The sequence below is a fragment of the Streptomyces sp. ASQP_92 genome, from assembly GCF_025399895.1.
Lineage (GTDB): Bacteria > Actinomycetota > Actinomycetes > Streptomycetales > Streptomycetaceae > Streptomyces.
Genome location: NZ_JAODUA010000005.1, coordinates 28,305 through 52,318 on the forward strand (window position 1 = coordinate 28,305; position 24,014 = coordinate 52,318).

Genomic DNA, 24,014 nt, shown 5'->3' on the forward strand with positions numbered 1-24,014 from the left:
AGCGTGGTCAGTCCGTCTCAGCCTGCCTCGCGCCGTCGCCGACCGCTGCGGACGGCCGCCGTCGCGGCCCTCGGCGCGCTGGCACTGCTCACCGCCTGCGCCCCGGGCTCCCAGGTCCCGGCCGCCTCCACGGCGGGCCGCGCGGACCTTGCCACGCTGGTCTTCCACCACCCCGGCGTGGTCGTGGGCCGGAGCCAGCTCGCCGCGGTCCGGGCGAAGGTGCGAGCCGGTCAGGAGCCGTGGAGCTCCGCGTACGAGGCGATGCGGACCAGCCGCTACGGCTCGCTCCGCTATGCGCCGCACCCCGCCGAGGTCGTCCCCTGCCCTCCGGACGCCGGGCCGCCCGCCTGTGTCGCCGAGCGTGAGGACGCCATCGCCGCGTACACCCAGGCGCTCCTGTGGTCCATCGGCGGCGACGAGGCCCACGCCGCGAAGGCCGTCGAGATCATGGACGGCTGGGCGCGGGTGCTCAAGCGACACACCGAGGGCAACGCCGACCTCCAGACCGCCTGGGCCGGATCGACCTGGGCGCGGGCCGCCGACATCGTGCACGCGGGCTATTCGCGGTGGCAGGCCCCCGCCGTGCAGCGCTTCAAGTGGATGCTGCGCAAGGCCTATCTGCCCGCCGACACCGCCAAAGTCCCTGATTACAACGGGAATTGGGAGCTGGCGATGACGGACGCGGCCATCGGTATCGCCGTGTTCGTCGAGGACCACCAGATCTTCAGGGACGCCCTGGAGCGGTACCGGGCGCGGGTGCCCGCCTACTTCTACCTGGCCTCCGACGGCCACCTGCCCAAGGCGCCGCCCGGGGGTTCGATGGACACCCCGGACAAGCTGGCGACGTACTGGTTCGGCCAGCGCACTTACGCCGACGGGCTCGGCCAGGAGACGTGCCGCAACTTCATGCACATCGGCTACTCGCTGGCCGCCTCCGCCCACATCGCGGAGACCGCCTGGCAGCAGGGCGTCGACCTGTACGGGCCGACGGCCGAGCGCCTCAGGGCGGCGGCGGAGTTCCACGCCCGCTACCAGCTCGGCGAGCCGGCGCCGGGCTGGCTGTGCGGCGGCAAGGTCGAGCGGACCATGGGACCGGACGTCGAGGTGCTGCTCAACCACCTCCAGAACCGGCTGCACCTGGAGCTGCCCGCCACGCGCCGACTGGCCGAACAGCAGCGCCCGGGCGGCACCGACGACCTCTTCGTCGCCTGGGAGACGCTGACCCACGCGCGGAATCCTGCCGGACCCGCCTGATTCGGACGCATTCAACAGAACGTTGAAGATGGGGGATTGAAGCGCGGGTCGGGCTGGGCATGGTCGAGGGAATGGACACGATCAGCCGCACCCGGCCCGACGACCGCCGAAAACGGCCCACCGCCGCCGCCTTCTTCGACGTGGAGGGCACCCTGCTCGCCGCGCCGGACCTGGCGGCCGCCACCGGGCCGCTGGGCCGGCTGTGGCATCCACCGGTCCTCGCGGCCCTGCACGGCCACGCGGCACTCGGGCACCTGGTCGTCCTGGTGGCCAGGGCGAGCGCCGCCGAACTCGCGCCGATAGCCCGCGACCTCGCGCCCGACGCCGTGCTCTGCTCCCGGCCCAAGGCCCCCATGGCCGGCCAGGGCAAGGGGTACGCGGCCCGCGCCCTGCTGCGCGAACGCGGCATACTCGCCGCCCGCTGCTACGCCTACGCGGACGAGGCGGCGGACCTGCCGCTGCTCGCCGAGGTCGGCCACCCCGTCGTGGTCGGCGACGACCCGGTGCTGCTGCGCCACGCCCGGCGCGGGAACTGGGGACGCCTTCCGGCGCCTGGCGCCGAGCGGAGGTGACGCGCCGTCAGGTCCGGGAATCCGTCCACCCCGGTTGACCTGTGGCGCCGCAATTGGCCCCGCCGAAGCCGCGATGGTCTTGCCACGGTGCGTAACGCGCCTTACGGTCTCATCCACACACGGATCTACGCGTGTGGATTTGGCTGGCTGACGACCCGTCGAAGGAGCAGCTCATGGCCAATGTCGTGCGCGCCGCACTGGTTCAGGCGACCTGGACCGGCGACACCGAATCCATGATCGCCAAGCATGAGGAGCACGCCCGCGAGGCGGCCCGCCGGGGCGCGAAGATCATCGGCTTCCAGGAAGTCTTCAACGCCCCGTACTTCTGTCAGGTGCAGGAACCCGAGCACTACCGCTGGGCCGAGCCCGTCCCCGACGGCCCCACCGTCACCCGGATGAGGGAACTCGCCCGCGAGACCGGGATGGTGATCGTCGTCCCCGTCTTCGAGATCGAGGACGAGGGCTTCTACTACAACACCGCGGCCGTCATCGACGCCGACGGCAGCTACCTCGGCAAGTACCGCAAGCACCACATCCCCCAGGTCAAGGGCTTTTGGGAGAAGTACTACTTCAAACCGGGCAACCTCGGCTGGCCGGTCTTCGACACGGCCGTCGGCAAGGTCGGCGTCTACATCTGCTACGACCGCCACTTCCCCGAGGGCTGGCGCCAACTCGGCCTCAACGGCGCCCAGTTGGTGTACAACCCCTCGGCCACCTCGCGCGGCCTCTCGGGCCATCTGTGGCAGCTCGAACAGCCGGCCTCCGCAGTCGCCAACGAGTACTTCGTCGCCGCCATCAACCGCGTCGGCCGCGAGGAGTACGGCGACAACGACTTCTACGGCACCAGCTACTTCGTCGACCCGCGCGGCCAGTTCGTCGGCGAGACCGCCAGTGACAAGGAGGAGGAACTCCTCGTCCGCGACCTCGACTTCGGGCTCATCGAGGAGGTCCGCAAGCAGTGGGCCTTCTACCGCGACCGCCGCCCCGACGCCTACGAAGGCCTGGTGAAGCCGTGACCCGCCCCCTGTACGACCGTCACCGGGCCGTGCTGCCCGACTGGCTCGCGCTCTACTACCGCCGGCCCCTGGAGATCACCCACGGCGAGGGCCGCCACGTCTGGGACGCCGAGGGAAACAAGTACCTCGACTTCTTCGGCGGCATCCTCACCACGATGACCGCCCACGCCCTGCCCGAGGTCACCAAGGCCGTCGCCGAACAGGCCGGCCGGATCATCCACTCCTCGACCCTCTACCTCAACCGCCAGATGGTAGAACTCGCCGAGCGCGTCGCGCAGTTGTCGGGCATCCCCGATGCCCGCGTCTTCTTCACCACCTCCGGCACCGAGGCCAACGACACCGCCCTGCTGCTCGCCACCGCGTACCGCAACTCCAACCAGATCCTCGCGATGCGCAACAGCTACCACGGCCGCTCCTTCAGCGCGGTCGGCATCACCGGCAACCACGCCTGGTCCCCGACCGGCCTCTCGCCGCTCCAGACCCTGTACGTCCACGGCGGCGTCCGGTCCCGCGGCCCCTACGCGCGGCTCAGCGACGGCCAGTTCATCGAGGCCTGCGTCGCCGACCTCGAAGACCTGCTCGGCCACACCCGCAACGTGGCCGCCCTGATCGCCGAGCCCATCCAGGGCGTCGGCGGCTTCACCTCACCGCCCGACGGCCTGTACGCCGCGTTCCGCGAGGTCCTCGACCGGCACGGCATCCTGTGGATCACCGACGAGGTACAGACCGGCTGGGGCCGCACCGGCGACCACTTCTGGGGCTGGCAGGCACACGCCCGAAGCGGGCCGCCCGACCTGCTCACCTTCGCCAAGGGCATCGGCAACGGCATGTCCATCGGCGGCGTCGTGGCCCGCGCCGAGATCATGAACTGCCTGGACAGCAACTCCATTTCGACCTTCGGCGGCTCCCCGGTCACCATGGCGGCGGGCCTCGCCAACCTCGGCTACCTCCTCGAACACGACCTCCAGGGCAACGCCCGGCGCGTCGGCGGACTGCTCATCGAGCGGCTGCGGGCGATCGGCGCCCAGCTCCCCCTCGTCCGCGAGGTGCGCGGCCGGGGCCTGATGGCCGGTATCGAGCTGGTCGAGCCGGGCACCGACCGGGCCAACCCCGAGGCCGCCGCCGCCGTCCTCGAAGCGGCCCGCGAAGGCGGCCTCCTCCTCGGCAAGGGCGGCGGCCACGACACCAGCGTGCTCCGCATCGCGCCGCCCCTCACCCTCACCGTCGCGGAGGCCGAAGAAGGCGCCGCGATCCTCGAACGCGCCCTGCACAGCGTGTAGTTCAAGCAGCTCAGGTACGTGTACGAGTACGTGTACGAAAGGGAGCTCCACCGATGAGTACCCGCACCCTCATCCGCGGCGGCCTGGTCATCACCGCCGCCGACGAGACCCATGCCGACGTACTGATCGAGGACGGCCGGGTCGCGGCCATCGCGGCCCACGCCTCGACCGTGGCCCAGGGCTGGACCGCGGACCGCGTCCTCGACGCCACCGACCGCTACGTCATCCCGGGCGGTGTCGACGCCCACACCCATATGGAACTGCCCTTCGGCGGCACCTTCGCCTCCGACACCTTCGAGACCGGCACCCGGGCCGCGGCCTGGGGCGGCACCACCACCATCGTGGACTTCGCCGTCCAGTCGCGGGGCCAGTCGCTGCGGGCCGGGCTCGACGCCTGGTTCGCCAAGGCCGACGGCCGCTGCGCCATCGACTACGGCTTCCACATGATCCTCTCCGACGTCGACGAGGGCTCCCTCAAGGAGATGGACCGGCTCGTCGAGGAGGGCATCACCTCCTTCAAGCTCTTCATGGCGTACCCCGGGGTCTTCTACAGCGACGACGGGCAGATCCTGCGTGCCATGCAGCGCTCCGCCGACAACGGCGGGCTGATCATGATGCACGCCGAGAACGGCATCGCCATCGACGTCCTGGTCGAGCAGGCGCTCGCGCGCGGCCAGAGCGACCCCCGCTACCACGGCGAGGTCCGCAAGGCGCTCCTGGAGGCGGAGGCCACCCACCGCGCGATCCAGCTGGCCCGCGTCGCGGGCGCCCCGCTCTATGTCGTGCACGTCTCGGCCGAGGAGGCCCTGGCCGAGCTCGCCACCGCCCGTGACAAAGGGCTGCCCGTCTTCGGCGAGACCTGCCCGCAGTATCTGTTCCTGTCCACCGACAACCTCGCCGAGCCCGGCTTCGAGGGCGCCAAGTACGTGTGCTCAACTCCCCTGCGCCCCAGGGAACATCAGGCCGCGCTCTGGCGGGGCCTGCGCACCAACGACCTCCAGGTGGTCTCCACCGACCACTGCCCGTTCTGCTTCACGGGCCAAAAAGAGCTGGGCCGGGGCGACTTCTCGAAGATCCCCAACGGGCTGCCCGGCGTCGAGAACCGCATGGACCTGCTGCACCAGGCGGTCGTCGACGGCCACATCTCGCGCCGCCGCTGGATCGAGATCGCCTGCGCCACCCCGGCCCGCATGTTCGGCCTCTACCCGCAGAAGGGCACCATCGCGCCCGGCGCCGACGCGGACATCGTCATCTACGACCCGCACACCGAGCAGACCGTCTCCGCCGAGACACACCACATGAACGTCGACTACTCGGCGTACGAGGGCAAACGGCTGACCGGGCGCGTCGAGACCGTGCTCTCGCGCGGTGAGACGGTCATCGACCAGCGGACGTACACGGGCCGGGCCGGACACGGCTGCTACGTCCCGCGCGCCACCTGTCAGTACCTCGGCTAGGAGCACCGCACCATGGACTTCGGACTCGTCCTGCAGACCGACCCGCCGGCCGCGCAGGTCATCAGCCTCATGAAGCGCGCCGAACGCAACGGCTTCCGCTACGGCTGGACCTTCGACTCGGCGGTGCTCTGGCAGGAGCCCTTCGTGATCTACAGCCAGATCCTGGCCAACACCCGGCGCCTGACCGTCGGCCCGATGGTGACCAACCCCGGCACCCGTACCTGGGAGGTCACCGCCTCCACCTTCGCCACCCTCAACGACATGTACGGCAACCGCACGGTGTGCGGCATCGGGCGCGGCGACTCCGCGATGCGGGTGGCGGGCCGCAAACCCAACACCCTGGCCCGCCTAGGCGAGGCGATCGACGTCATCCGCGACCTCGCCGAGGGCAGGGAGGCCGACGTCGACGGGCAGCGCCTCAGGCTGCCCTGGGTCAAGGAGGGCCGGCTGCCCGTCTGGATGGCGGCGTACGGGCCCAAGGCGCTCGCGCTGGCGGGCGAGAAGGCGGACGGCTTCATCCTCCAGCTCGCCGACCCGTTCCTCACCGAGTGGATGGTGAAGGCGGTCCGCAAGGCGGCCTCCGACGCGGGCCGCGACCCCGCCTCGATCACGATCTGCGTCGCCGCGCCCGCCTATGTCGGCGACGACCTCGCCCACGCCCGCGAGCAGTGCCGCTGGTTCGGCGGCATGGTCGGCAACCACGTCGCCGACCTGGTGTCCCGTTACGGCGAGCACTCCGGTCTCGTGCCCGAGTCGCTCACCGAGTACATCAAGCAGCGCCAAGGCTACGACTACAGCCACCACGGCCGCGCCGACAACCCCGACACCGCCTTCGTGCCCGACGAGATCGTCGACCGCTTCTGTCTTCTGGGCCCGCCCCAGGCGCACATCGACAAGCTGAAGGAGCTGCGCGAGCTGGGTGTCGACCAGTTCGCCGTGTACGCGATGCACGACGCCCGCGAGGCCGTCATCGACTCCTACGGCGAGCAGATCATCCCCGCTCTGCGCTGACCGGCCGTCAACTCCTGTGACCGCACGGCCCGTTCGACTCTCCCCGCCGCCACCCGGACGAATGGCCTGCCCATGACCGACGCCACCGCCATACCCGCCACCCGCGTCCCCGAGGACGGCCGGTTCGCCAATGAGGACCTGCGGCCCGTGCCGCCCGAGGGGCGCACCTGGACGACCTACAACTTCGCCGCCCTGTGGGTCGGCATGGCCCACAACATCCCCTCCTGGACGCTCGCCTCCGGCCTCGTCGCACTCGGCATGGACTGGAAGCAGGCGGTCTTCACCATCGCCCTCGCCAACCTGATCGTCCTGGTCCCGATGCTCCTGACCGGGCACGCGGGCCCCAAGTACGGCATCCCCTTCCCCGTCCTCGCCCGCGCCTCCTTCGGGCTGCGCGGCGCCAACCTCCCGGCGCTGATCCGCGCCGCCGTCGCCTGCTGCTGGTTCGGCATCCAGACCTGGATCGGCGGGCAGGGCGTCTTCGTGCTGCTCGGCAAGGTCTTCGGCGGCTGGGCGGACGCCTCGGTGATCGGCGGCCGGCCCTGGACGCTCTGGCTGTGCTTCGCTCTGTTCTGGGCCCTCGAACTCGCCATCATCCACCGGGGGATGGACACCCTGCGCCGCTTCGAGAACTGGGCGGCGCCCTTCGTGCTCGTCGGCGCGCTCGTGCTGCTGGTGTGGATCGCCCACAAGGCGGGCGGCTTCGGCCCGCTGCTCGACCAGCCCGCCCAGCACGGCTGGGGCCCGGACTTCTGGCCCGTCTTCTTCCCCTCCCTCATGGGCATGATCGGGTTCTGGGCCACGCTCTCCCTGAACATCCCCGACTTCACCCGCTTCGGCAGGGGCCAGCGCGCCCAGGTGTGGGGTCAGACGCTCGGACTGCCCACGACCATGACCGCCTTCGCGCTCCTGTCGGTCCTGGTCACCTCCGGCTCCCAGGCCGTGTACGGCGTGGCGATCTGGAACCCCGTCGACCTCGTCGCCAAGACCGACAACGTCTTCGGCCTGCTCTTCGCGCTGATCACGGTCCTCATCGCGACGATCTCCGTGAACATCGCGGCCAACGTCGTCTCACCCGCCTACGACCTGGCGAACCTGGCCCCGAAGGTCATCGACTTCCGCCGCGGGGCGCTCATCACGGGCGTCGTCGGCGTGCTGGTCCTGCCGTGGAAGCTGACCTCCACCCCGGAGCTGTACATCTTCACCTGGCTCGGCGTCGTGGGCGGACTGCTCGGCACGGTCGCCGGCATCCTCATCGCCGACTACTGGGTGGTGCGCCGCACGGTCCTCGACGTCGCCGACCTGTACCGGCCGGAAGGCCGTTACTGGTACACGGGCGGCTGGAACTGGCGGGCGGTGGCCGCGTTCCTGGTGGGCGGGGTGCTCGCGGTCGGCGGCTCGTACTCCACGCTGGACGACCACGGTGCCAAGGCGGGCCCGTTCCCCACCGGCGGCCTCGTCCCCGTCCTGAAACCCCTCGCGGACTACGGCTGGGCGGTGGGCCTCGGCTCGGCCCTGCTGCTGTACGTCGTGCTGTCGGCGCGGACGCCCGCCGCGCGCGGGCACACCCCGGCCCCCGACGCGGGCTAGGGCACCCGGGCCGTCCACTCCTCGGTGCTGAACTTGGTCGCCACCAGCTCGCGCGCCCGGGCCATCTCCTCGTCCGTGACCCGGCCGACGGACAGCCCGTACCGGGAGCGGAAGGACGCGATCATCCGCTCGATCACGGCCTCCCGGGGCAGCCCGGTCTGCCGGCGCAGCGGGTCGACGCGCTTCTTCGCGCTCCGGGTGCCCTTGTCGGACAGCTTCTCCTTGCCGATGCGCAGCACGTCCAGCATCTTGTCCGCGTCGATGTCGTACGCCATCGTCACGTGGTGCAGCACCGCGCCGTCGTCCGCGACCATCCGCTTCTGCGCGGCTCCCGCGATCTTGCCGGCCTCGGTCGCGATGTCGTTGAGCGGCTGGTACCAGGCCTTGACGCCCAGATCGCCGAGCGCGCCGAGCACCCAGTCGTCGAGGTAGGCATAGCTGTCGGCGAAGGACAGACCCTGCACCAGGGCGTCGGGCACGGAGAGCGAGTACGTGATCGTGTTGCCCGGCTCGATGAACATGGCGCCGCCACCGGAGATCCGCCGCACGACCGTGATGCCGTGGCGTTCGGCGCCCTCCGGGTCGACCTCGTTGCGCAGCGACTGGAAGCTGCCGATGACGACGGCGGGCGCGCCCCACTCCCACACCCGCAGCGTCGGCGGCCGCCGGCCGGCCGCGACCTCGGCGGTGATGACCTCGTCCAGCGCCATGTGCAGCGCGGGCGACTGCGGCGGCTCGTGGATCAACTGCCAGTCGTAGTCGCTCCAGTCGGTGGCGTGCGCCAGCGCCCGGCGTACCGCGATCGCCACGCCCTGCGAGCTCAGCCCGTAGAAGGTGGTGCCGGGCGGGAGCGCCGCGTCGATACGGGCCGCGAGCTCGGCCGCGCCGGTGTCGGCGGGGGCGCCTTCGAGGGCGCCGTTGATCGCGAGGATCGCCTCGTCGGGTTCGAGGAAGAAGTCGCCCGCCACCATCACGTCCCGCAGGACACCGTCCCGGGTGTCCAGGTCGACGACCACGAGCTTGCCGCCGGGAACCTTGTATTCGCCGTGCACCGTTGTGCCTCCATATGTCTGCCTCGCGGTCCAACCGTAAAGCGCCGGGCGCCATTCCCGGGCCGGGCCGGCCTGCCGGGGGTGACCGTCGTGACAGGCCGCTCGCCCGTTGTCGGTGCCGCGTGTTTTCCTGGACGCATGATCGACGAAGCTTTTCTCGCAGGTGACCTGACGGCAGTGCAGGAGGCGGTCCGCAAAGCGGCCGCCGCCGAGATCATGCCGCGATTCCGGCAGCTCGCGGCGCACGAGATCGTCGAGAAGAACGGCCCGCACGACCTGGTGACGGTCGCCGACCGGCTCGCCGAGGAGCATCTGACCGCCTCCCTCACCGCGATACTTCCCGGCTCGGTCGTCGTCGGCGAGGAGTCCGTGCACGCCGACCCGGCGGTGTACGAGGCCCTGCGCGGTGACGCGCCGGTGTGGATCGTCGACCCGGTGGACGGCACCCGCCAGTTCGTCCAGGGCGAGGCGGGGTTCTGCACGCTGGTGGCCCTCGCCCACCGAGGCGAGTTGCTCGCCTCGTGGACCTACGCACCCGTGCTGGACGAGATGGCCGTGGCGATACGGGGCCGGGGCGCCACCCTCAACGGCCGGGCGCTGCACGCCGGTTCACCCCAACCCGGCGCCGTCCTCGACGTGGCCACCTCCCATCCGGACTACACGACGCCCGAGCAGAAGCGGGCCCTGCTCGGACTGCGCACCGAGGGCGTCCGGCCCCGCCCGTGCGGCTCGGCAGGCCTCGAATACCTGGCGGTGGCCCGCGGCGAGCTGGACGGCGTCGCCTTCTCCTGGGAGTACGCCTGGGACCACGCGGCGGGGCTGCTCCTGGTCACCGAGGCGGGCGGCGCGCAGACCACCGTCGCGGGCGAGCCGTTCCGGATCGCCGGGGGCAACGCCCTCCCGTTCACCGCGGCCCGTGACGCGGCGACGGCGGAGCGCATACGCGGCCTCCTCGCGGGCGGGTGAGCCCGGCCGGGTTCAGGGGTGGGCACCCCGGAACCCGGAGCGTCCCGGCCCTGAACCCGTGCGCGTGGGGCGGTCGGCCGGCGCCCCGCACCCGGACCGGGCCCGGCCCGGCCCGGCCCGGCCCCGGAAGCGTCAGCCGAGCGCCGCGCGTACCTCGCCCACCAGCGCGGCGGCGGCCCCTACCGCCTCCACCGCATCGGTGCCGAGACCGGTCAGAGCGTTCGACACCCGCCGCGCGAAGTCCGGCGGGGCGGCGGGCAGGGCCGCCGCCGAGGCCAGGGCGCCCTTCTCGTTGAGCAGCCAGCGCCGGTCTTGGGCGTGCAGCGACTGGGTGAGGACGCCGAACGCCCGGGACAGGCAGAGCGCCCCGTGCAGCGTGTCCCCGGAGCCGGCCGACTTGCGGGCGACCTCCACGGAGAACTCCGCCTCCCACGACGCGGCGATCAGCGCCGCCCGCAGCGGTTCGGGATAGCGACGGGTCGCTTCCTGAAGCACCGCCAACTCCCTTTGCGGATCGGCCAGTACGCGTCCGAGGGCGACCTCTCCGGGATAAGCCGGCGACCAGAAGCCGAGCGGGTGGCCGGGCTGCGTCCCGACCTCGTACCGGCCCTCCAGGCAGCCCGCCCAGACGCTTTCGACCCGGTCCAGATCGCGCAGGATCCAGTCCACCGCGACGCCGTCGAGCGTGAGCCAGGCGCCGCCGTTCACCCAGGGCCCCCAGCCACCGGGACCCGCCACGTCCACCGGGACGCCGGTGAGGTCCTCGGCCAGACGCGCCAGGGCCGCGACATCGAGGTCGCCCCGGTAGTAGATGCCGAGATCCCAGTCGGAGTCCGGCCGGTGCGTCCCTCGGGCGCGGCTGCCGCCGAGGGCGACGGCCACCACCCCCCGGACCCCGGTGAGCCGCTCGGCGACGGCGGACATGCGGTGGCCGTAGGCGGTGTCGGCTTGCGAGTTCACCGGCCGGAGGCTACCCCCGGCGGGATTGTCGGTGCACCGGAATATCCTGGGGGACCCTGGCCGTGGCGTGAGGAGTCCAAGGTGCCGTCGATGATCGATGCCGTCGTCGTGGGGGCGGGCCCCAACGGGCTGACCGCCGCGGTCGAACTGGCCAGGAGGGGACTGCGGGTCGAGGTCTTCGAGGCCAAGGAGACCGTGGGGGGCGGCGCAAGGACCGAGGAGCTCACCCTCCCCGGCTTCCGCCACGACCCGTGCTCCGCGGTCCATCCGCTGGGCATCGGCTCGCCCGCCTTCCGCACCATGCCGCTGGAGCGGTACGGGCTCACCTGGCTCCACCCCGAGCTGCCGATGGCGCACCCCTTCGACGACGGCACCGCAGCCGTGCTGTCCCGCTCGGTCGCCGAGACGGCGGCGTCCTTCGGCGCGCGCGACGCCGGCACGTACCGCCGGCTGATCGCCCCCTACCTCGGCACCTGGGACGTGCTGGCGAGGGACTTCATGTCGCTGCCGCTGACCGCCCTGCCGCGCGATCCGGTCGGGCTCGCCCGGTTCGGGGCCTCGGGCCTTCAGCCGTACAGCTGGCTGATGCGCCGCTTCCGGGACGACCGGGCACGGGCCCTGATGGCCGGGCTCGTCGCCCACGTCATCGCCCCGCTGGGCGGCGTCGCCACGGCCGGCGTCGGGATGCTCTTCGCGCTGGCCGCGCACGAGAACGGCTGGCCGCTGCCGCGCGGCGGCTCCCAGTCCATCTCGGACGCCCTCGCGGGGTATCTGCGCGACCTGGGCGGTGTCGTGCACACCGGGTTCGAGGTCAAGCGCCTGGACGATCTGCCGCCGGCCCGCACCTATCTCTTCGACACCTCGCCGACTGCCCTCGCCCGGATCGCGGGCCTGGGCAGCGCGTATGACGGCTACAAGTACGGCGCCGCCGTCTTCAAGATCGACTACGCCCTGGACGGGCCCGTGCCGTGGACGGCCGAGGCGGCGAGGGCGGCAGGCACGGTCCAGATCGGTCCCTCCAGCCGGGACATCGCCACCGCCCTGAGCCAGGCCTCCGGCGGCACGGCGCCCCGGACGCCGTTCCTGATCACGGCCCAGCCGAGCCTCGTCGACCCGTCCCGCGCGCCCGAGGGCAAGCACGTGTTCTGGGCGTACGGACACGTCCCCAACGGATGGGAGGGGGACTTCACGGACGCCATCGAGCGCCAGATCGAGCGGTTCGCGCCCGGCTTCCGCGACCGGGTGCTCGCCCGGGCGACGGCCGGCCCGCCCCAACTCGCCGCGCGCAACGCCAATTACGTCGGTGGCGACATCGCCTGCGGCGCCGCCCGGGGTCTGCAACTGCTGCTCCGGCCCAAGGTCTCCCTGTTCCCGTACGCGACGCGGCACCCCTCGGTGTTCCTGTGCTCCTCGGCCGCCTGGCCGGGCCCCGGTGTGCACGGCATGTCCGGGCACAACGCGGCCAAGGCCGTGTGGCGTGCCCTGCGCAAGGCCGACGCGCGATGACGGCGCGCCCCGCCGACATCGTTCTGGTGCGCGGCGACATCACCGAGCAGCGGGTGGACGTCATCGTCAACGCCGCGAACTCCTCACTGCTCGGAGGCGGCGGGGTGGACGGCGCGATCCACCGGCGCGGCGGCCCCGCCATCCTGGAGGACTGCCGCAGGCTGCGGGCCTCGCACTACGGCAAGGGTCTGGCGACGGGCCAGGCGGTCGCCACCACCGCCGGGCTGTTGCACGCGGGCCATGTGATCCACACCGTGGGCCCCGTCTGGTCGCGGGAGGAGGACCGCGCCGCGCTGCTGACGTCCTGCTACGAACAGTCCCTCGCGCTCGCCCGCGAACTGGGCGCCGAGACCATCGCCTTCCCCGCGATCTCGACGGGCGTCTACCGCTGGCCGCTGGACAACGGCGCGGACCTCGCGATCGCGGCGGCCCGCGCCCATGGCGGCCCGCCACTGAAGGAGATCCGCTTCGTGCTCTTCGACGAAACGGCGTACCGGGCCTTCGAGCGGGCGCTGCGGGGGTAGGCGGGCGGGGCCGGGCCTTGGGCCCCTCGGCTCGGTACCGCGGGGCCGGGTCCGCGGGGCTCGACGGTTGGGTGGGTCGCCGCGGGCCTGGTCGGCCGGGGTCGGTCACCGGCCCGGCTCTGCGGATCCCGGGGCCCGTGGGGTCCCCGGTCGCGCGAGGCCCATGTCGGATTCTCGCCAGCGGGCGCGGGCCCGGTGCCCGATCCTTGACGCATGGCCCCCGTCGCTTCCGCCCCGATGCACACCGACACCGAGCGCTGCGTACGCGCCGTCCAGTCCAAGGACGCCCGCTTCGACGGCTGGTTCTTCACCGCCGTCCTGACCACCCGCATCTACTGCCGGCCGAGCTGCCCGGTCGTGCCGCCGAAGGTCGAGAACATGACCTTCTACCCGAGCGCGGCCGCCTGCCAGCAGGCCGGATTCCGGGCCTGCAAGCGGTGCCGCCCCGACACCACGCCCGGCTCGCCGGAGTGGAACGCCCGCGCCGACAGCGTGGCCCGCGCCATGCGGCTCATCAGGGACGGGGTCGTCGACCGCGAGGGCGTGCCGGGCCTCGCCGCCCGCCTCGGCTACAGCGCCCGCCAGATCGAACGCCAGCTGCTCGCCGAGCTCGGCGCGGGACCCCTCGCCCTCGCCAGGGCGCAGCGCGCCCAGACCGCGCGGCTGCTGATCGAGACGACCCCGCTGTCGATGGCCGAGGTCGCCTTCGCCGCCGGGTTCTCCTCGATCCGCACCTTCAACGACACCGTCCGCGAGGTGTTCGCGCTCGCCCCGACCGAGCTGCGGGCCCGCGCCGCACGCGGCGTCGCCCTCCAGACCCCCGGCGCGATCACCCTGCGCCTGCCGTTCCGGGCCCCGCTGACCCCGGACAACCTGTTCGGCCACCTCGCCGCGACCGGTGTGCCCGGGGTCGAGGAGTGGCGCGACGGCTCGTTCCGCCGCACGCTGTCCCTGCCGTACGGGCACGGCATCGCCGAGCTCACCCCGCAGCCCGAGCACATCGGTTGCGTTCTGCGCCTCACCGATCTCCGGGACCTGACCATCGCCATCAGCCGGTGCCGCTGGATGCTCGACCTGGACGCGGACCCCGTCGCCGTGGACGACCGTCTGCGCGCCGATCCGCTGCTCGCGCCCCTGGTCGACAAGGCGCCGGGGCGGCGGGTGCCGCGCACGGTCGACGCGGGAGAGTTCGCGGTGCGGGCGGTGCTCGGGCAGCAGGTCTCCACGGCCGCCGCCCGCACCCACGCGGCCCGGCTTGTCGTCGCGCACGGGCAGGCTGTCGACGATCCCGCGGGCGGCCTCACCCATCTCTTCCCCACGCCCGCCCGGCTCGCCGAGCTCGACCCCGGGGCCCTGGCCCTGCCACGCAGCCGCCGCACCACCCTGACCACGCTCGTCGCCGCGCTCGCCGACGGCACCCTCCAACTCGGCCTCGACAGCGACTGGGACCGGGCCCGCGCCCAGCTCATGGAGCTGCCCGGCTTCGGCCCCTGGACCGTCGAGGCGATCGCGATGCGGGCCCTTGGCGACCCGGACGCCTTTCTCCCCACCGACCTCGGCATGCGCCGCGCCGCCCAGAACCTCGGGCTGCCGTCCACCCCCGCCGCGCTCACCGCGCGCGCCGCCGCCTGGCGGCCCTGGCGGGCCTACGCCGTCCAGTACCTGTGGGCCACCGAGGCTCACGCCATCAACCACCTTCCCGCATAAGGGAGTTCAGCCGTGCGCATCACCCACACCGTCATCGACAGCCCCTACGGTCCGCTCACCCTCGTCGCCGCCGACGGCGTCCTCAGCCGCCTGTACATGGAGGGCCAACGCCACCGTCCGCCACAGGAGACGTTCGGCGAACGCGACGACGACGGCCCCTTCCCCGAGGTCGTCCGGCAGCTGGAGGCGTACTTCGCCGGCGAACTCACCGTGTTCGAGCTGGAATTGAACCTGTTGGGCACCCCTTTCCAGCGGCGCGTCTGGCAGCAGCTCCAGCGGATCCCGTACGGCGAGACCCGGTCCTACGGCGAACTCGCCGAGGCCCTGGGCAACCCGAACGCCTCCCGCGCGGTGGGCCTGGCCAACGGCAAGAACCCGGTCGGCATCATCGTGCCCTGCCACCGCGTCATCGGCGCCAACGGCGGCCTCACCGGTTACGGCGGCGGCCTCGACCGCAAGCAGCGGCTGCTGGCGTTCGAGCGGGGGCGCACGGCGGACGTGCTGTTCTAGGGGAGGGCGCCCAGGAGTTGGGGCAGCGCGGTGCCGATGGGCTCGCGGATCACCTCGTCGGCGAGCGGGTCGTAGGGGGTCGGGTCGGCGTTCACGATGATCAGGCGTGCGCCGCCGTCCGCCGCGATCTTGGCGAGCGAGGCGGCGGGCTGGACCTGAAGGGTGGTGCCCACCGCGATGAAGAGGTGGCACGCCTTCGCGATCGCCATCGCCCGGCTCAGTACCTCGGGGTCGAGATGCTCGCCGAACATGATCGTCGCCGACTTGAGGGTCCCTCCGCAGACCGTGCACGGCGGATCCGCCTCGCCCGCCGCCATCCGCGCCAGCGCCTCGGCCATGGGGGACCGGGCATGACACCGGGTGCAGGTCACCGCCCGTGCGGTGCCGTGCAGTTCGAGCACCTTGCGCTCGGGCAGGCCCGCCCGCTGGTGCAGGCCGTCGACGTTCTGGGTGATCACCCGCACCGGCACCCCGGACCGTTCGAGCGCGGCGACCGCCCGGTGCGCGGCGTTCGGCTCGGCCGTGAGCGCGGCGCTGTCGCGGCGCATCTCCCAGGCGCGGCGCCGGATCCGCGGATCGGCCATGTACGAGGAGTACGTCACCAGCTTCTCGGCCTCGGGATCGCGCCGCCACATGCCGTTGGGGCCCCGGTAGTCGGGGATGCCGGAATCGGTGGAGACCCCGGCACCGGAGAGGATCGCGACGAGTGGCTTGCCCATGCCGGCGAGCGTAAGCGGCGCCCGTCGGGTCGGCGAGCGGATTACGGCGCGTCCGCACCCCTCGCCGGACGCCCAAGGCGTCCCGCCCTCGGGGGCTCCCGTAGGCAGAAGCCGCCGAAGCCCCTGGGGCGGCGGGCCCGAAGGGCGTTCAGGCCACGCGGTGGCCGTTCTCCAGTTCCGCCGTGCCCTGCCCCTGGGCCAGGACGTCCAGGGCCGCCATCACGCGGTGGCCCAGCGCGCCCGGGAGATGGGCGGGGAGTTCTTCGCGGGGGACCAGGCGCCAGGACAGGAGTTCCTCCTCCTGGAGGCGGATCGACTTCAGGAGGCTGTCGTCGAGGACACCGCCGTCGTAGACATAGGCGACGATCGGCGGCCGGGCCTCGCCGTGCACCCAGTCCACCGCGAGGAGCCGGCCCAACTCCAGGTCGAGGCCGATCTCTTCGAGCGTCTCGCGGCGGGCCGCGCGGCGCGGGGTCTCGTCGGTGTCGGACTCCACGGTCCCGCCGGGCAGCGCCCAGCCCTCACGGTAGTTGGGCTCGACGAGCAGCACGTTGCCCCCGGCGTCCCGGAACAGCGCGGCGGCCGCGGCGAGTACGCGGGGGAGACCGGCGATGTAGGCGGCGTAACCGTTGTCGGGACCGTTGTCGGGCGTGGGGGAGTGGTCGGTCGTCATGGAATGAAGGGTAGAGGGCCTGGTCGGATGGTGTCGGGACGGTCGCGGGGCGCGGCCTCGTCAGGGCTGCGCCGGACCCGAACTCTCGTCACCTGTACGGGACTTGGCGGCCCGGCGCAGCCGGTGGTGACGGGTGGCGCCCTGCTCGGTGATCGCGTCCCCGACCATCGTCCGCACCGCGTCGCGCACTCCGTGCGGCGCGCCGTGGCGGGAGGGCCCCGCGCCCGGGTCCTCGCGCAGTTCCTTCACCAGCGACCAGCACAGTCCGACACCAGCGACCAGCACAGTCCGAGCATCACCACGACGAAGGGGAGCGCGACCAGGATCGTCGCCGTCTGGAGGGATTTGAGGCCGCCCGCCACGAGCAGCACCGCCGCGACCGCCGCCATCAGGACGCCCCACATCACCACCAGCCAGGTCGGCGGGTGCAGCGAACCCCGGCTGGTGAGCGAGCCCATCACCAGCGAGGCCGAGTCCGCGCTGGTGATGAAGTACGTCATCACCAGCGCCATCGCGATGTACGAGGTGACCGTGCCGATCGGCAGCGCGTCCAGCGTCGCGAACAGGGAGGCCTCGGCGCCGTCCTCGACCGCCCCGGCGAGATCGGCCGCGCCGGTGGAGGCGAGCCGGATCGCGGTGCCGCCCATGACGCAGAACCAGATCACCGTCGCGCCGCTCGGCACGAGCAGCACCCCGATGAGGAACTCGCGGATCGTGCGGCCGCGCGAGATGCGGGCGATGAAGGTGCCCACGAACGGCGCCCACGACAGCCACCAGGCCCAGTAGAAGACGGTCCAGGCACCCAGCCACGCACGGTCGGTGAAGGCGCCCGTGCGGCTGGCCATGGGGAGCAGATCGTGCAGATAGCCGCCGATCGAGGCCGGGATGGTGTCCAGGACGTAGACGGTCGGGCCGAGCAGGAACACGAACAGCATCAGCACCGCGGCCAGCACCAGGTTGAGGGTGGACAGCCACTTCACGCCCTTGTGCAGCCCGGAGAACGCGGACAGCACGAAGGCCGCCGACAGCGCGGCGATGATGACGAGTTGGGTCGTTCGCGAATTGTTGACGTTCGAGGTGATGTCCAGGCCCTCGGCGACCTGGAGGGCGCCCAGGCCCAGGCTGGTCGCGGTGCCGAAGACGGTCGCGAAGACGGCGAGCAGATCGATGCAGCGGCCCACCCGGCCGTCCGCCCGGCGTGCGCCGATGAGGGGCACGAAGGCGGAGGACAGCCGGTTGCCGCGCTGCTTGCGAAACGCGGCGTACGCCAGGGCGAGCCCCGCGATGCCGTAGATCGCCCAGGGGGTGAGCGTCCAGTGGAAGAAGGAGTACTCCAGGGCGGTGCGCGCGGCGTCGCCCGAGCCCGGTTGGGCGCCGGTCGCCGGCGGCGGGCTGAGGAAGTGCGTGAGCGGTTCGCCGACCCCGTAGAACATGAGGCCGATGCCCATGCCCGCGCTGAACATCATGGCGATCCAGGCCAGGTTGGTGAACTCCGGCTCGGAGTCGTCCGCGCCCAGCCTGATCCGCCCGTACCGGCTGACGGCCAGGACCAGGCACAGCACCAGGAAGGTGTCGGCGGCGACCACGAAGAGCCAGGCGAAGTTGTCGAGCACCCAGGCAAGCGCGGTCGAGGAGGCGCTGTCGAAGGAGCTCTTGCCCAGCGCGGCCCAGGCGACCACCGCCACCACCGCGAGCACGCCGACGGTGATCAGGGTGCGGTCGGGGGCGGGGTCGAGGTCCGGTCGCACGTCGTCGGGCGGGGCGGCGGAGCCGGAATGATCGATCGAATCGCTGGTCATGGCGCCCCACTATGGTGGGGGATGTACGCATTTTGTGGGGTGGCGCGCCGTCTGCGGTGCCCGGGCGGCTATGGGCAGGCGCGCGCCGGACGGATAGGGTCTGAGGCGGCGCGACTGCCTGTTCGAAAGCAAGGGATGGCAAGTGACGGACGGCGCAGTTTTGGAGACCGCCCGCGTACTCGTGGCGGCGGACAAGTTCAAGGGCTCGCTCACGGCCGTAGAGGTCGCGGAGCGGGTGACGGCCGGGCTGCGGCGGGTCGTCCCGGATCTGCGGGTCGAGACCCTGCCGGTCGCCGACGGCGGCGACGGCACGGTGGCGGCCGCGGTGGCGGCCGGTTTCGAGCGCCGCGAGGCGCGCGTCACGGGCCCGCTGGGCACCCCGGTGACGGCGGCGTACGCGGTACGCGACGGCGTGGCCGTGGTCGAGATGGCGGAGGCCTCCGGGCTCCAGCACCTCCCCGAGGGCGTCTTCGCGGCGCTCACCGCGACCACGTACGGCTCCGGTGAGCTGCTGCTCGCCGCGCTCGACGATGGCGCGCGCACCATCGTGTTCGGCGTCGGCGGCAGCGCGACGACCGACGGCGGCGCCGGCATGCTGGCCGCGCTCGGCGCGCGCTTCCTGGACGCCGCGGGTGAGCCCGTGGGCCCGGGTGGCGGCGCGCTCGCCGACCTCGCGACGGCCGACTTCTCGGGTCTCGACGCCCGCTTCAAGGACGTGGAACTGGTCCTCGCCAGCGATGTCGACAACCCGCTGACCGGCCCCAAGGGTGCCCCCGCGATCTACGGTCCGCAAAAGGGAGCCTCCCCCGAGGACGTGGCCGCCCTCGACGCGGCCCTGGCCCACTACGCCAAGGTCCTCGAAGGCGTGCTCGGCGCGAAGGCCGCCGAGGCCGCGCTCGCCCCGGGCGCCGGTGCGGCCGGCGGCATCGGCTACGGCGCGCTCGTCGCCCTGGACGCCGCGTTCCGGCCCGGCATCGAGGTCATGCTCGACGTCCTCGGCTTCGCGCCCGCCCTGGCCCGCGCCACCCTGGTGATCACCGGCGAGGGCTCGCTCGACGAGCAGACCCTGCACGGCAAGGCGCCCGCGGGCGTCGCGGCCGCCGCCCGTGCGGCCGGCATCGAGGTCGTCGCGGTGTGCGGCCGCCTCCTGCTCCAGCCCGGCCAGCTCGGCGAGGCGGGCATCCGCCGCGCCTACGCCCTGACCGAGCTGGAGCCCGACCCGGCCCGCTGCATGGCCAACGCGGGCCCGCTCCTGGAGCAGGCCGCGCAGAACATCGCGAGCGACTTCCTGCTGTAGCCCGGCCCTCGCCCTCACCTCAGGCGGCCCCCTTCGCGATACGCGAGGGGGGTCGTTCGTTGTTGCGGGGGTTGGGGCCGCCCTGGACGGCGGGGGCCCGTGCCGGCCCGGCCGGGGGCGGGAGCCGCCTGGGGCGGTGGAGGGTCCGTGCCGGGCGGCGCGTGCTCGCCGCACCTGGAGCGTCCCGGGCCCACCGCCCCCGGAGCGGCCCGGCCCCGCCGCGGTCCCCACCGAGCACACGGCCACGCCCCAGCGGTACGACGCCCACGTGCCAGCGGTACGACGCCCACGAACAACCGGCGTGCACACCTCCACGCATCATGAGACACTGGTGTCTCATTCGATACTGGAGTGTTCCATGACGTCGCCCCTCGACCCCCGGCGCTGGGTCGTCCTCGCGATTCTTTCCGGCAGTCTGTTGCTGATCGCGATGGACACCACGATCCTCAACGTCGCTTTCCCCTCGCTGGTGAGCGACCTTCAGCCCAGCTCCGTACAGCAGTTGTGGATCATCGACGTGTACGCGCTCGCCCTCTCCGGCCTCCTCGTGACGGCCGGGGCGCTCGGCGACCGATGGGGACGCAAGCGGTTGCTGCTCGCCGGATTCACGATCTTCGCGTGCGCCTCGCTGATGGCTGTCTTCGCGACCGAGGCCTGGCAGGTCATCGCGGCCCGCGCGCTGCTCGGCGTCGGGGGAGCGGCGATCATGCCGTCCACCCTGTCGATCCTGCGCGACGTGTTCACCGACGCGCGCGAGCGCGCGCTCGCCTACGCGGTGTGGGCGGCCGTCTTCGGTGGTGGCATGGCGCTCGGCCCGGTCGTCGGCGGACTGCTCGTCGAGCGGGACGGCTGGCAGTCCGCGTTCCTGATCAACGTTCCGGTCGCCCTGGTGATCATCGCCCTCGGCGCGTGGATCCTGCCCGAGTCCCGACAGCCCCGCGAGGGCCGCTGGGACTGGTGGGGCGTGGGCCAGTCCGTCGTCGGCATGCTGGCCCTGGCCGGTGGCATCAAGCAGCTCGGCAAGGGCGGGCCCACCGACCCGGTGGCCTGGGTGCTGCTCCTGGTCGCCGCCGTCGCGCTGACGGTGTTCGTCCGCCGTCAACTGCGCCTGCCCCAACCGCTGTTCCACGTCCGGCTGTTCACCAACCGCTCGTTCAGCACCGCCGCCGCGTCGATCTTCCTCGGGATGATCGCGCTGGGATCGGCGCTGTTCCTGGTCACGCAGTGGTTCCAGTACGGCCAGGGCTACAGCCCCCTGGCGGCCGGCATCCGGCTGCTTCCGGCGCCGCTCGGCCTGGTCGTCACCTCGCTGGTGACCCCGGTCCTGATGCACCGGCTGCCGATCCGGCACGTGATCGGCGGGGGCCTGCTCCTGATGGCCACGGGTCTCGCCCTGCCGTGGCTGTTCCAGCAGTCCGGGCCGCTCGCCTACCCCGGTGTCGCGGTGGCGCTCGGCGTACTGGGCTGCGGTGTCGGTGTGGCGACCACGGCGGCCTCCGTGACGCTGATGGCCTCCGCCCCCAAGGAGCACGTCAGTGGTGCGGCGGCGGTCGAGGAGACCTGCTACGAACTGGGCGCGGCGATGGGCGTCGCCATCCTCGGCAGTGTGGCGGCGGCCCTGTACCGCGGCCATCTGCCCGAGCTGGGCCTGGACGGCGCCGCGACCGCGTCCGTACGGGACTCGGTGGGCGAGGCGGCGCATGTGGCCTCCGCGATCGGTGGGCCGGCGGGAGTGGAGCTCCTGGCGAAGGCATCGTCGGCCTTCACCCTCGGGATGACCCCGACGTTTCTCCTCGCGGCGGTTCTGCCGCTGGCCGCGGCGGCCCTGGCCTGGTGGAAGATCCCACCCACCCTCCGCCCCACCGAAACCCCCCACTGACTTCCGCCCGTCCTCAACCTCCCCCAAGGCCTTAAGGGCCAGGGGGACCCCCATGACGGGCTGAGGTGTCCGATACGGGCCGGCACCGGTCCTGCCAGGGGCGCGGGGGCCCGCAGACCGAAGGGCTTTTAGGGGCGCGGGGAACTGCGCGAGAAGCGACCACGGTCCGCACCTGAGAGCGGGGTTGCCTGGGGCTCCGCCCCGGACCCCGTATCGCGCCTGAACGGCGCTCGTCCTCAAACGCCGGACGGGCTGAGGTGTCCGATGCGGGTCGGCACCGGTCCTGCCAGGGGCGCGGGGAACTGCGCGAGAAGCGACCACGCTCCGCACCCGAAAGCGGGGTTGCCTGGGGCTCCGCCCCAGACCCCGTATCGCGCCTGAACGGCGCTCGTCCTCAATCGCCGGACGGGCTGAGGTGTTCGATATGGGTCGGCACCGGTCCTGCCAGGGGCGCGGGGAACTGCGCAAGAAGCGACCACGGTCCGCAGCCGAGGGCGGGGTTGCCCGGGGCTCCGCCCCAGACCCCGTATCGCGCCTGATGACCACGGTCCGCACCCCCGAACGGCCCCCCGGAACGGGGATACGAAAAAGGGCCCCGGGTACACAAACCCTGGGCCCCTTTTCGGCGGCGTGAGCGACCTACGGGAGCTGCGCCGCCCTGGCCTCGCGCCGGTTGTCGCGGAACGTGTTCACCCGGCGAGCCGTGGCGAACAGCGGGATCGTCGCGGCCAGGACGATCTGGAGCGCGCAGCCGGTCTGGAGCAGCATCTGACCGCCGGGGGCGTCGAACGCCCACGCCGCGAGCAGACCCATCGCCCCGATGATCCAGCTCAGCATCGCCACCGCGAGGACCCCCCGCGGCTTCGGGTACTCGACCCGGCTCACCATCAGCCAGGCGACTCCGATGACGGCGAGCAGCGTCGGGACGAACGGCAGCTCAAGGAGGACGATCGAGACGACCGTGAGCGCGCCGAACGGGCTCGGCATGCCCTGGAACATGCCGTCCTTCATCGTCACGCAGCTGAACCGCGCGAGTCTGAGCACCACGGCGAGCAGCACCGTGATCGCGGCGACCGCGGCCACCCGCTGGTGGGCGTCGTCGGCGACCATGCCGTACACGAGCACGAAGTACGCCGGCGCCAGCCCGAAGCTGATGAGGTCCGAGAGGTTGTCCAGCTCGGCGCCCATCGGGGAGCTGCGCAGCTTGCGGGCGACCAGACCGTCACAGAGGTCGAAGATCGCCGCGAGCAGCATCAGGATCACGGCGGTCGCGGCGGAGTGCCGCGCCATGCCCGTCTCCTGGCTCCCGGAGAGGTGCGGGATGAGGATGCCCGTGGTGGTGAAGTACACCGCCATGAAGCCGCACGTGGCGTTGCCGAGGGTGAGGGTGTCCGCTATCGACAGCCTCAGTGACAGCGGCATCTCCTCGACGTCGTCCTCGGACTCCGCCTCGGGGACCCAGCCGGCCTGCGTCTCGGGATCAATCACGGTCAATTCGAGTCACCCCCGCCGTGGTCGCCTGACCGACCTCGACCGCGACCTCGACACCCTCGGGGAGGTAGATGTCGACCCGCGAACCGAAGCGGATGAGGCCGATGCGCTCGCCCTGCTCCACCTTGGTGCCCTGGGGGACGTACGGCACGATGCGCCGCGCGACCGCGCCGGCGATCTGCACCATCTCGATGTCGCCGAGCTCGGTGTCGAAGTGCCAGACAACGCGCTCGTTGTTCTCGCTCTCCTTGTTGAACGCCGGAACGAAACCGCCGGGGATGTGCTCCACGGACGTCACCGTGCCCGCCAGGGGCGCGCGGTTGACGTGGACGTTCAGCGGGCTCATGAAGATCGCGACGCGGGTCCGTCCGTCCTTCCACGGCATGATGCTCTGCACCACACCGTCGGCGGGGGAGATGACCCGCCCCTGCGTGATCTCACGCTCGGGGTCGCGGAAGAACCACAGCATGCCCGCCGCCAGAGCGGTGGTGGGCACGGCCACGATCGCCGCGCCCTTGGAACGGCGGGATCGGGCCAGGCTGAGGGCTGCGGTGGCGACGGTCGGCAGAAGCCACGGCGATGCTCCGCGAGCAAGGCGTCCCTTGAGGAAGCCGTCGCGTGGTGCAGAGGTTTGGCTGTGGGGCATGGATGACCTTCGTAGCGGATGATGCCGCGCTGGCAACGGGGGACGGCGGCAGGTTTACCGGCGATGGTATCGGTTGCGAGCCGCAACTGGGCAAGCCAGAAGCCG

20 protein-coding genes and 1 pseudogene are annotated in these 24,014 nt (G+C 72.3%); 14 read left to right on the plus strand and 7 right to left on the minus strand.

The window, feature by feature from the left end; genetic code table 11:
- Window positions 1–3: 3 nt before the first annotated feature.
- The 7 genes from N4G70_RS14110 to N4G70_RS14140 all read left to right on the plus strand — a co-directional run bounded on the left by N4G70_RS14110 (window position 4) and on the right by N4G70_RS14140 (window position 8,180).
- The gene (locus tag N4G70_RS14110; protein WP_261712967.1) at window positions 4–1,254 is read left to right on the plus strand and encodes an alginate lyase family protein; all 1,251 of its coding nucleotides are present in this window, start codon (window positions 4–6) and stop codon (window positions 1,252–1,254) included.
- A gap of 71 nt (window positions 1,255–1,325) precedes the next feature.
- A complete protein-coding gene (locus N4G70_RS14115) occupies window positions 1,326–1,826 on the plus strand; it encodes an HAD family phosphatase (protein WP_261712968.1) in 501 nt (166 codons plus the stop codon).
- 173 nt (window positions 1,827–1,999) lie between these two features.
- Window positions 2,000–2,842: a nitrilase-related carbon-nitrogen hydrolase gene (locus N4G70_RS14120; protein WP_261712969.1), complete on the plus strand. Its 843-nt coding sequence runs from the start codon at window positions 2,000–2,002 to the stop codon at window positions 2,840–2,842.
- Window positions 2,839–4,122, plus strand: coding sequence for an aspartate aminotransferase family protein (locus N4G70_RS14125; RefSeq protein ID WP_261712970.1), 1,284 nt, complete (start codon window positions 2,839–2,841; stop codon window positions 4,120–4,122). Before N4G70_RS14120 ends, N4G70_RS14125 begins: the two co-directional genes overlap by 4 nt.
- A gap of 53 nt (window positions 4,123–4,175) precedes the next feature.
- Entirely contained in the window at window positions 4,176–5,579 is a 1,404-nt protein-coding gene (gene hydA, locus N4G70_RS14130) for a dihydropyrimidinase (protein WP_261712971.1), read from the plus strand.
- A 12-nt stretch (window positions 5,580–5,591) separates the two neighbouring features.
- Window positions 5,592–6,590 (plus strand): TIGR03842 family LLM class F420-dependent oxidoreductase, encoded by a 999-nt coding sequence (locus N4G70_RS14135; protein WP_261712972.1) that lies wholly within the window; start codon window positions 5,592–5,594, stop codon window positions 6,588–6,590.
- A 72-nt stretch (window positions 6,591–6,662) separates the two neighbouring features.
- Window positions 6,663–8,180, plus strand: coding sequence for an NCS1 family nucleobase:cation symporter-1 (locus N4G70_RS14140; RefSeq protein ID WP_261712973.1), 1,518 nt, complete (start codon window positions 6,663–6,665; stop codon window positions 8,178–8,180).
- On the opposite strand, the gene N4G70_RS14145 is transcribed toward N4G70_RS14140, so the two are convergent.
- Window positions 8,177–9,232 (minus strand): biotin/lipoate A/B protein ligase family protein, encoded by a 1,056-nt coding sequence (locus N4G70_RS14145; protein ID WP_261712974.1) that lies wholly within the window; start codon window positions 9,230–9,232, stop codon window positions 8,177–8,179. The genes N4G70_RS14140 and N4G70_RS14145 overlap by 4 nt on opposite strands.
- 138 nt (window positions 9,233–9,370) lie before the next feature.
- On the opposite strand from N4G70_RS14145, the gene N4G70_RS14150 reads away from it, so the two are divergent.
- Window positions 9,371–10,198, plus strand: a complete 828-nt coding sequence (locus N4G70_RS14150; RefSeq protein ID WP_261712975.1) for an inositol monophosphatase family protein — start codon at window positions 9,371–9,373, stop codon at window positions 10,196–10,198.
- Between the two features lie 132 nt (window positions 10,199–10,330).
- On the opposite strand, the gene N4G70_RS14155 is transcribed toward N4G70_RS14150, so the two are convergent.
- Entirely contained in the window at window positions 10,331–11,122 is a 792-nt protein-coding gene (locus N4G70_RS14155; protein WP_261713286.1) for a nucleotidyltransferase family protein, read from the minus strand.
- A 117-nt stretch (window positions 11,123–11,239) separates the two neighbouring features.
- Here N4G70_RS14155 and N4G70_RS14160 point away from each other — a divergent pair, with 117 nt between their 5' ends.
- From N4G70_RS14160 to N4G70_RS14175, 4 genes are all read left to right on the plus strand, one after another.
- Window positions 11,240–12,664, plus strand: a complete 1,425-nt coding sequence (locus tag N4G70_RS14160) for an NAD(P)/FAD-dependent oxidoreductase (protein ID WP_261712976.1) — start codon at window positions 11,240–11,242, stop codon at window positions 12,662–12,664.
- Complete coding sequence (locus tag N4G70_RS14165) at window positions 12,661–13,188, plus strand: O-acetyl-ADP-ribose deacetylase (RefSeq protein ID WP_261712977.1); 528 nt, start codon at window positions 12,661–12,663, stop codon at window positions 13,186–13,188. The genes N4G70_RS14160 and N4G70_RS14165 overlap by 4 nt, the downstream gene beginning before the upstream one ends.
- Window positions 13,189–13,425: 237 nt before the next feature.
- Window positions 13,426–14,895: an AlkA N-terminal domain-containing protein gene (locus N4G70_RS14170; protein WP_261713287.1), complete on the plus strand. Its 1,470-nt coding sequence runs from the start codon at window positions 13,426–13,428 to the stop codon at window positions 14,893–14,895.
- A gap of 12 nt (window positions 14,896–14,907) precedes the next feature.
- Window positions 14,908–15,405, plus strand: coding sequence for a methylated-DNA--[protein]-cysteine S-methyltransferase (locus N4G70_RS14175; protein ID WP_261712978.1), 498 nt, complete (start codon window positions 14,908–14,910; stop codon window positions 15,403–15,405).
- On the opposite strand, the gene N4G70_RS14180 is transcribed toward N4G70_RS14175, so the two are convergent.
- The 3 genes and pseudogenes from N4G70_RS14180 to N4G70_RS14190 all read right to left on the minus strand — a co-directional run bounded on the left by N4G70_RS14180 (window position 15,402) and on the right by N4G70_RS14190 (window position 18,596).
- On the minus strand, window positions 15,402–16,124 hold the full coding sequence (locus N4G70_RS14180; RefSeq protein WP_261712979.1) for a Sir2 family NAD-dependent protein deacetylase: 723 nt from the start codon (window positions 16,122–16,124) through the stop codon (window positions 15,402–15,404). The genes N4G70_RS14175 and N4G70_RS14180 overlap by 4 nt on opposite strands.
- Window positions 16,125–16,272: 148 nt before the next feature.
- The gene (locus N4G70_RS14185) at window positions 16,273–16,797 is read right to left on the minus strand and encodes an NUDIX hydrolase (RefSeq protein WP_261712980.1); all 525 of its coding nucleotides are present in this window, start codon (window positions 16,795–16,797) and stop codon (window positions 16,273–16,275) included.
- Between the two features lie 60 nt (window positions 16,798–16,857).
- Window positions 16,858–18,596, minus strand: a pseudogene (locus tag N4G70_RS14190) (BCCT family transporter).
- A gap of 142 nt (window positions 18,597–18,738) precedes the next feature.
- Here N4G70_RS14190 and N4G70_RS14195 point away from each other — a divergent pair.
- On the plus strand, window positions 18,739–19,893 hold the full coding sequence (locus N4G70_RS14195) for a glycerate kinase (RefSeq protein ID WP_261712981.1): 1,155 nt from the start codon (window positions 18,739–18,741) through the stop codon (window positions 19,891–19,893).
- Window positions 19,894–20,251: 358 nt separating this feature from the next.
- Entirely contained in the window at window positions 20,252–21,772 is a 1,521-nt protein-coding gene (locus N4G70_RS14200) for an MFS transporter (protein ID WP_261712982.1), read from the plus strand.
- A gap of 639 nt (window positions 21,773–22,411) precedes the next feature.
- Here the strand turns inward: N4G70_RS14200 and pssA are convergent.
- On the minus strand, window positions 22,412–23,266 hold the full coding sequence (gene pssA / locus N4G70_RS14205) for a CDP-diacylglycerol--serine O-phosphatidyltransferase (protein WP_261712983.1): 855 nt from the start codon (window positions 23,264–23,266) through the stop codon (window positions 22,412–22,414).
- Window positions 23,253–23,909: a phosphatidylserine decarboxylase gene (locus N4G70_RS14210; RefSeq protein WP_189963308.1), complete on the minus strand. Its 657-nt coding sequence runs from the start codon at window positions 23,907–23,909 to the stop codon at window positions 23,253–23,255. The genes pssA and N4G70_RS14210 overlap by 14 nt, the downstream gene beginning before the upstream one ends.
- Window positions 23,910–24,014: the final 105 nt, after the last annotated feature.

What these genes read in the sequence shown, in the direction of transcription:
- N4G70_RS14185 (WP_261712980.1), bottom strand. Translation starts at nt 16,797, where the DNA reads ATGACGACCGACCACTCCCCCACGCCCGACAACGGTCCCGACAACGGT.
- N4G70_RS14210 (WP_189963308.1), bottom strand. Translation starts at nt 23,909, where the DNA reads ATGCCCCACAGCCAAACCTCTGCACCACGCGACGGCTTCCTCAAGGGA.
- N4G70_RS14150 (WP_261712975.1), top strand. Translation starts at nt 9,371, where the DNA reads ATGATCGACGAAGCTTTTCTCGCAGGTGACCTGACGGCAGTGCAGGAG.
- N4G70_RS14120 (WP_261712969.1), top strand. Translation starts at nt 2,000, where the DNA reads ATGGCCAATGTCGTGCGCGCCGCACTGGTTCAGGCGACCTGGACCGGC.
- N4G70_RS14165 (WP_261712977.1), top strand. Translation starts at nt 12,661, where the DNA reads ATGACGGCGCGCCCCGCCGACATCGTTCTGGTGCGCGGCGACATCACC.
- N4G70_RS14170 (WP_261713287.1), top strand. Translation starts at nt 13,426, where the DNA reads ATGCACACCGACACCGAGCGCTGCGTACGCGCCGTCCAGTCCAAGGAC.
- N4G70_RS14180 (WP_261712979.1), bottom strand. Translation starts at nt 16,124, where the DNA reads ATGGGCAAGCCACTCGTCGCGATCCTCTCCGGTGCCGGGGTCTCCACC.
- N4G70_RS14155 (WP_261713286.1), bottom strand. Translation starts at nt 11,122, where the DNA reads ATGTCCGCCGTCGCCGAGCGGCTCACCGGGGTCCGGGGGGTGGTGGCC.
- N4G70_RS14115 (WP_261712968.1), top strand. Translation starts at nt 1,326, where the DNA reads ATGGACACGATCAGCCGCACCCGGCCCGACGACCGCCGAAAACGGCCC.
- hydA (WP_261712971.1), top strand. Translation starts at nt 4,176, where the DNA reads ATGAGTACCCGCACCCTCATCCGCGGCGGCCTGGTCATCACCGCCGCC.
- N4G70_RS14140 (WP_261712973.1), top strand. Translation starts at nt 6,663, where the DNA reads ATGACCGACGCCACCGCCATACCCGCCACCCGCGTCCCCGAGGACGGC.
- N4G70_RS14200 (WP_261712982.1), top strand. Translation starts at nt 20,252, where the DNA reads ATGACGTCGCCCCTCGACCCCCGGCGCTGGGTCGTCCTCGCGATTCTT.
- N4G70_RS14135 (WP_261712972.1), top strand. Translation starts at nt 5,592, where the DNA reads ATGGACTTCGGACTCGTCCTGCAGACCGACCCGCCGGCCGCGCAGGTC.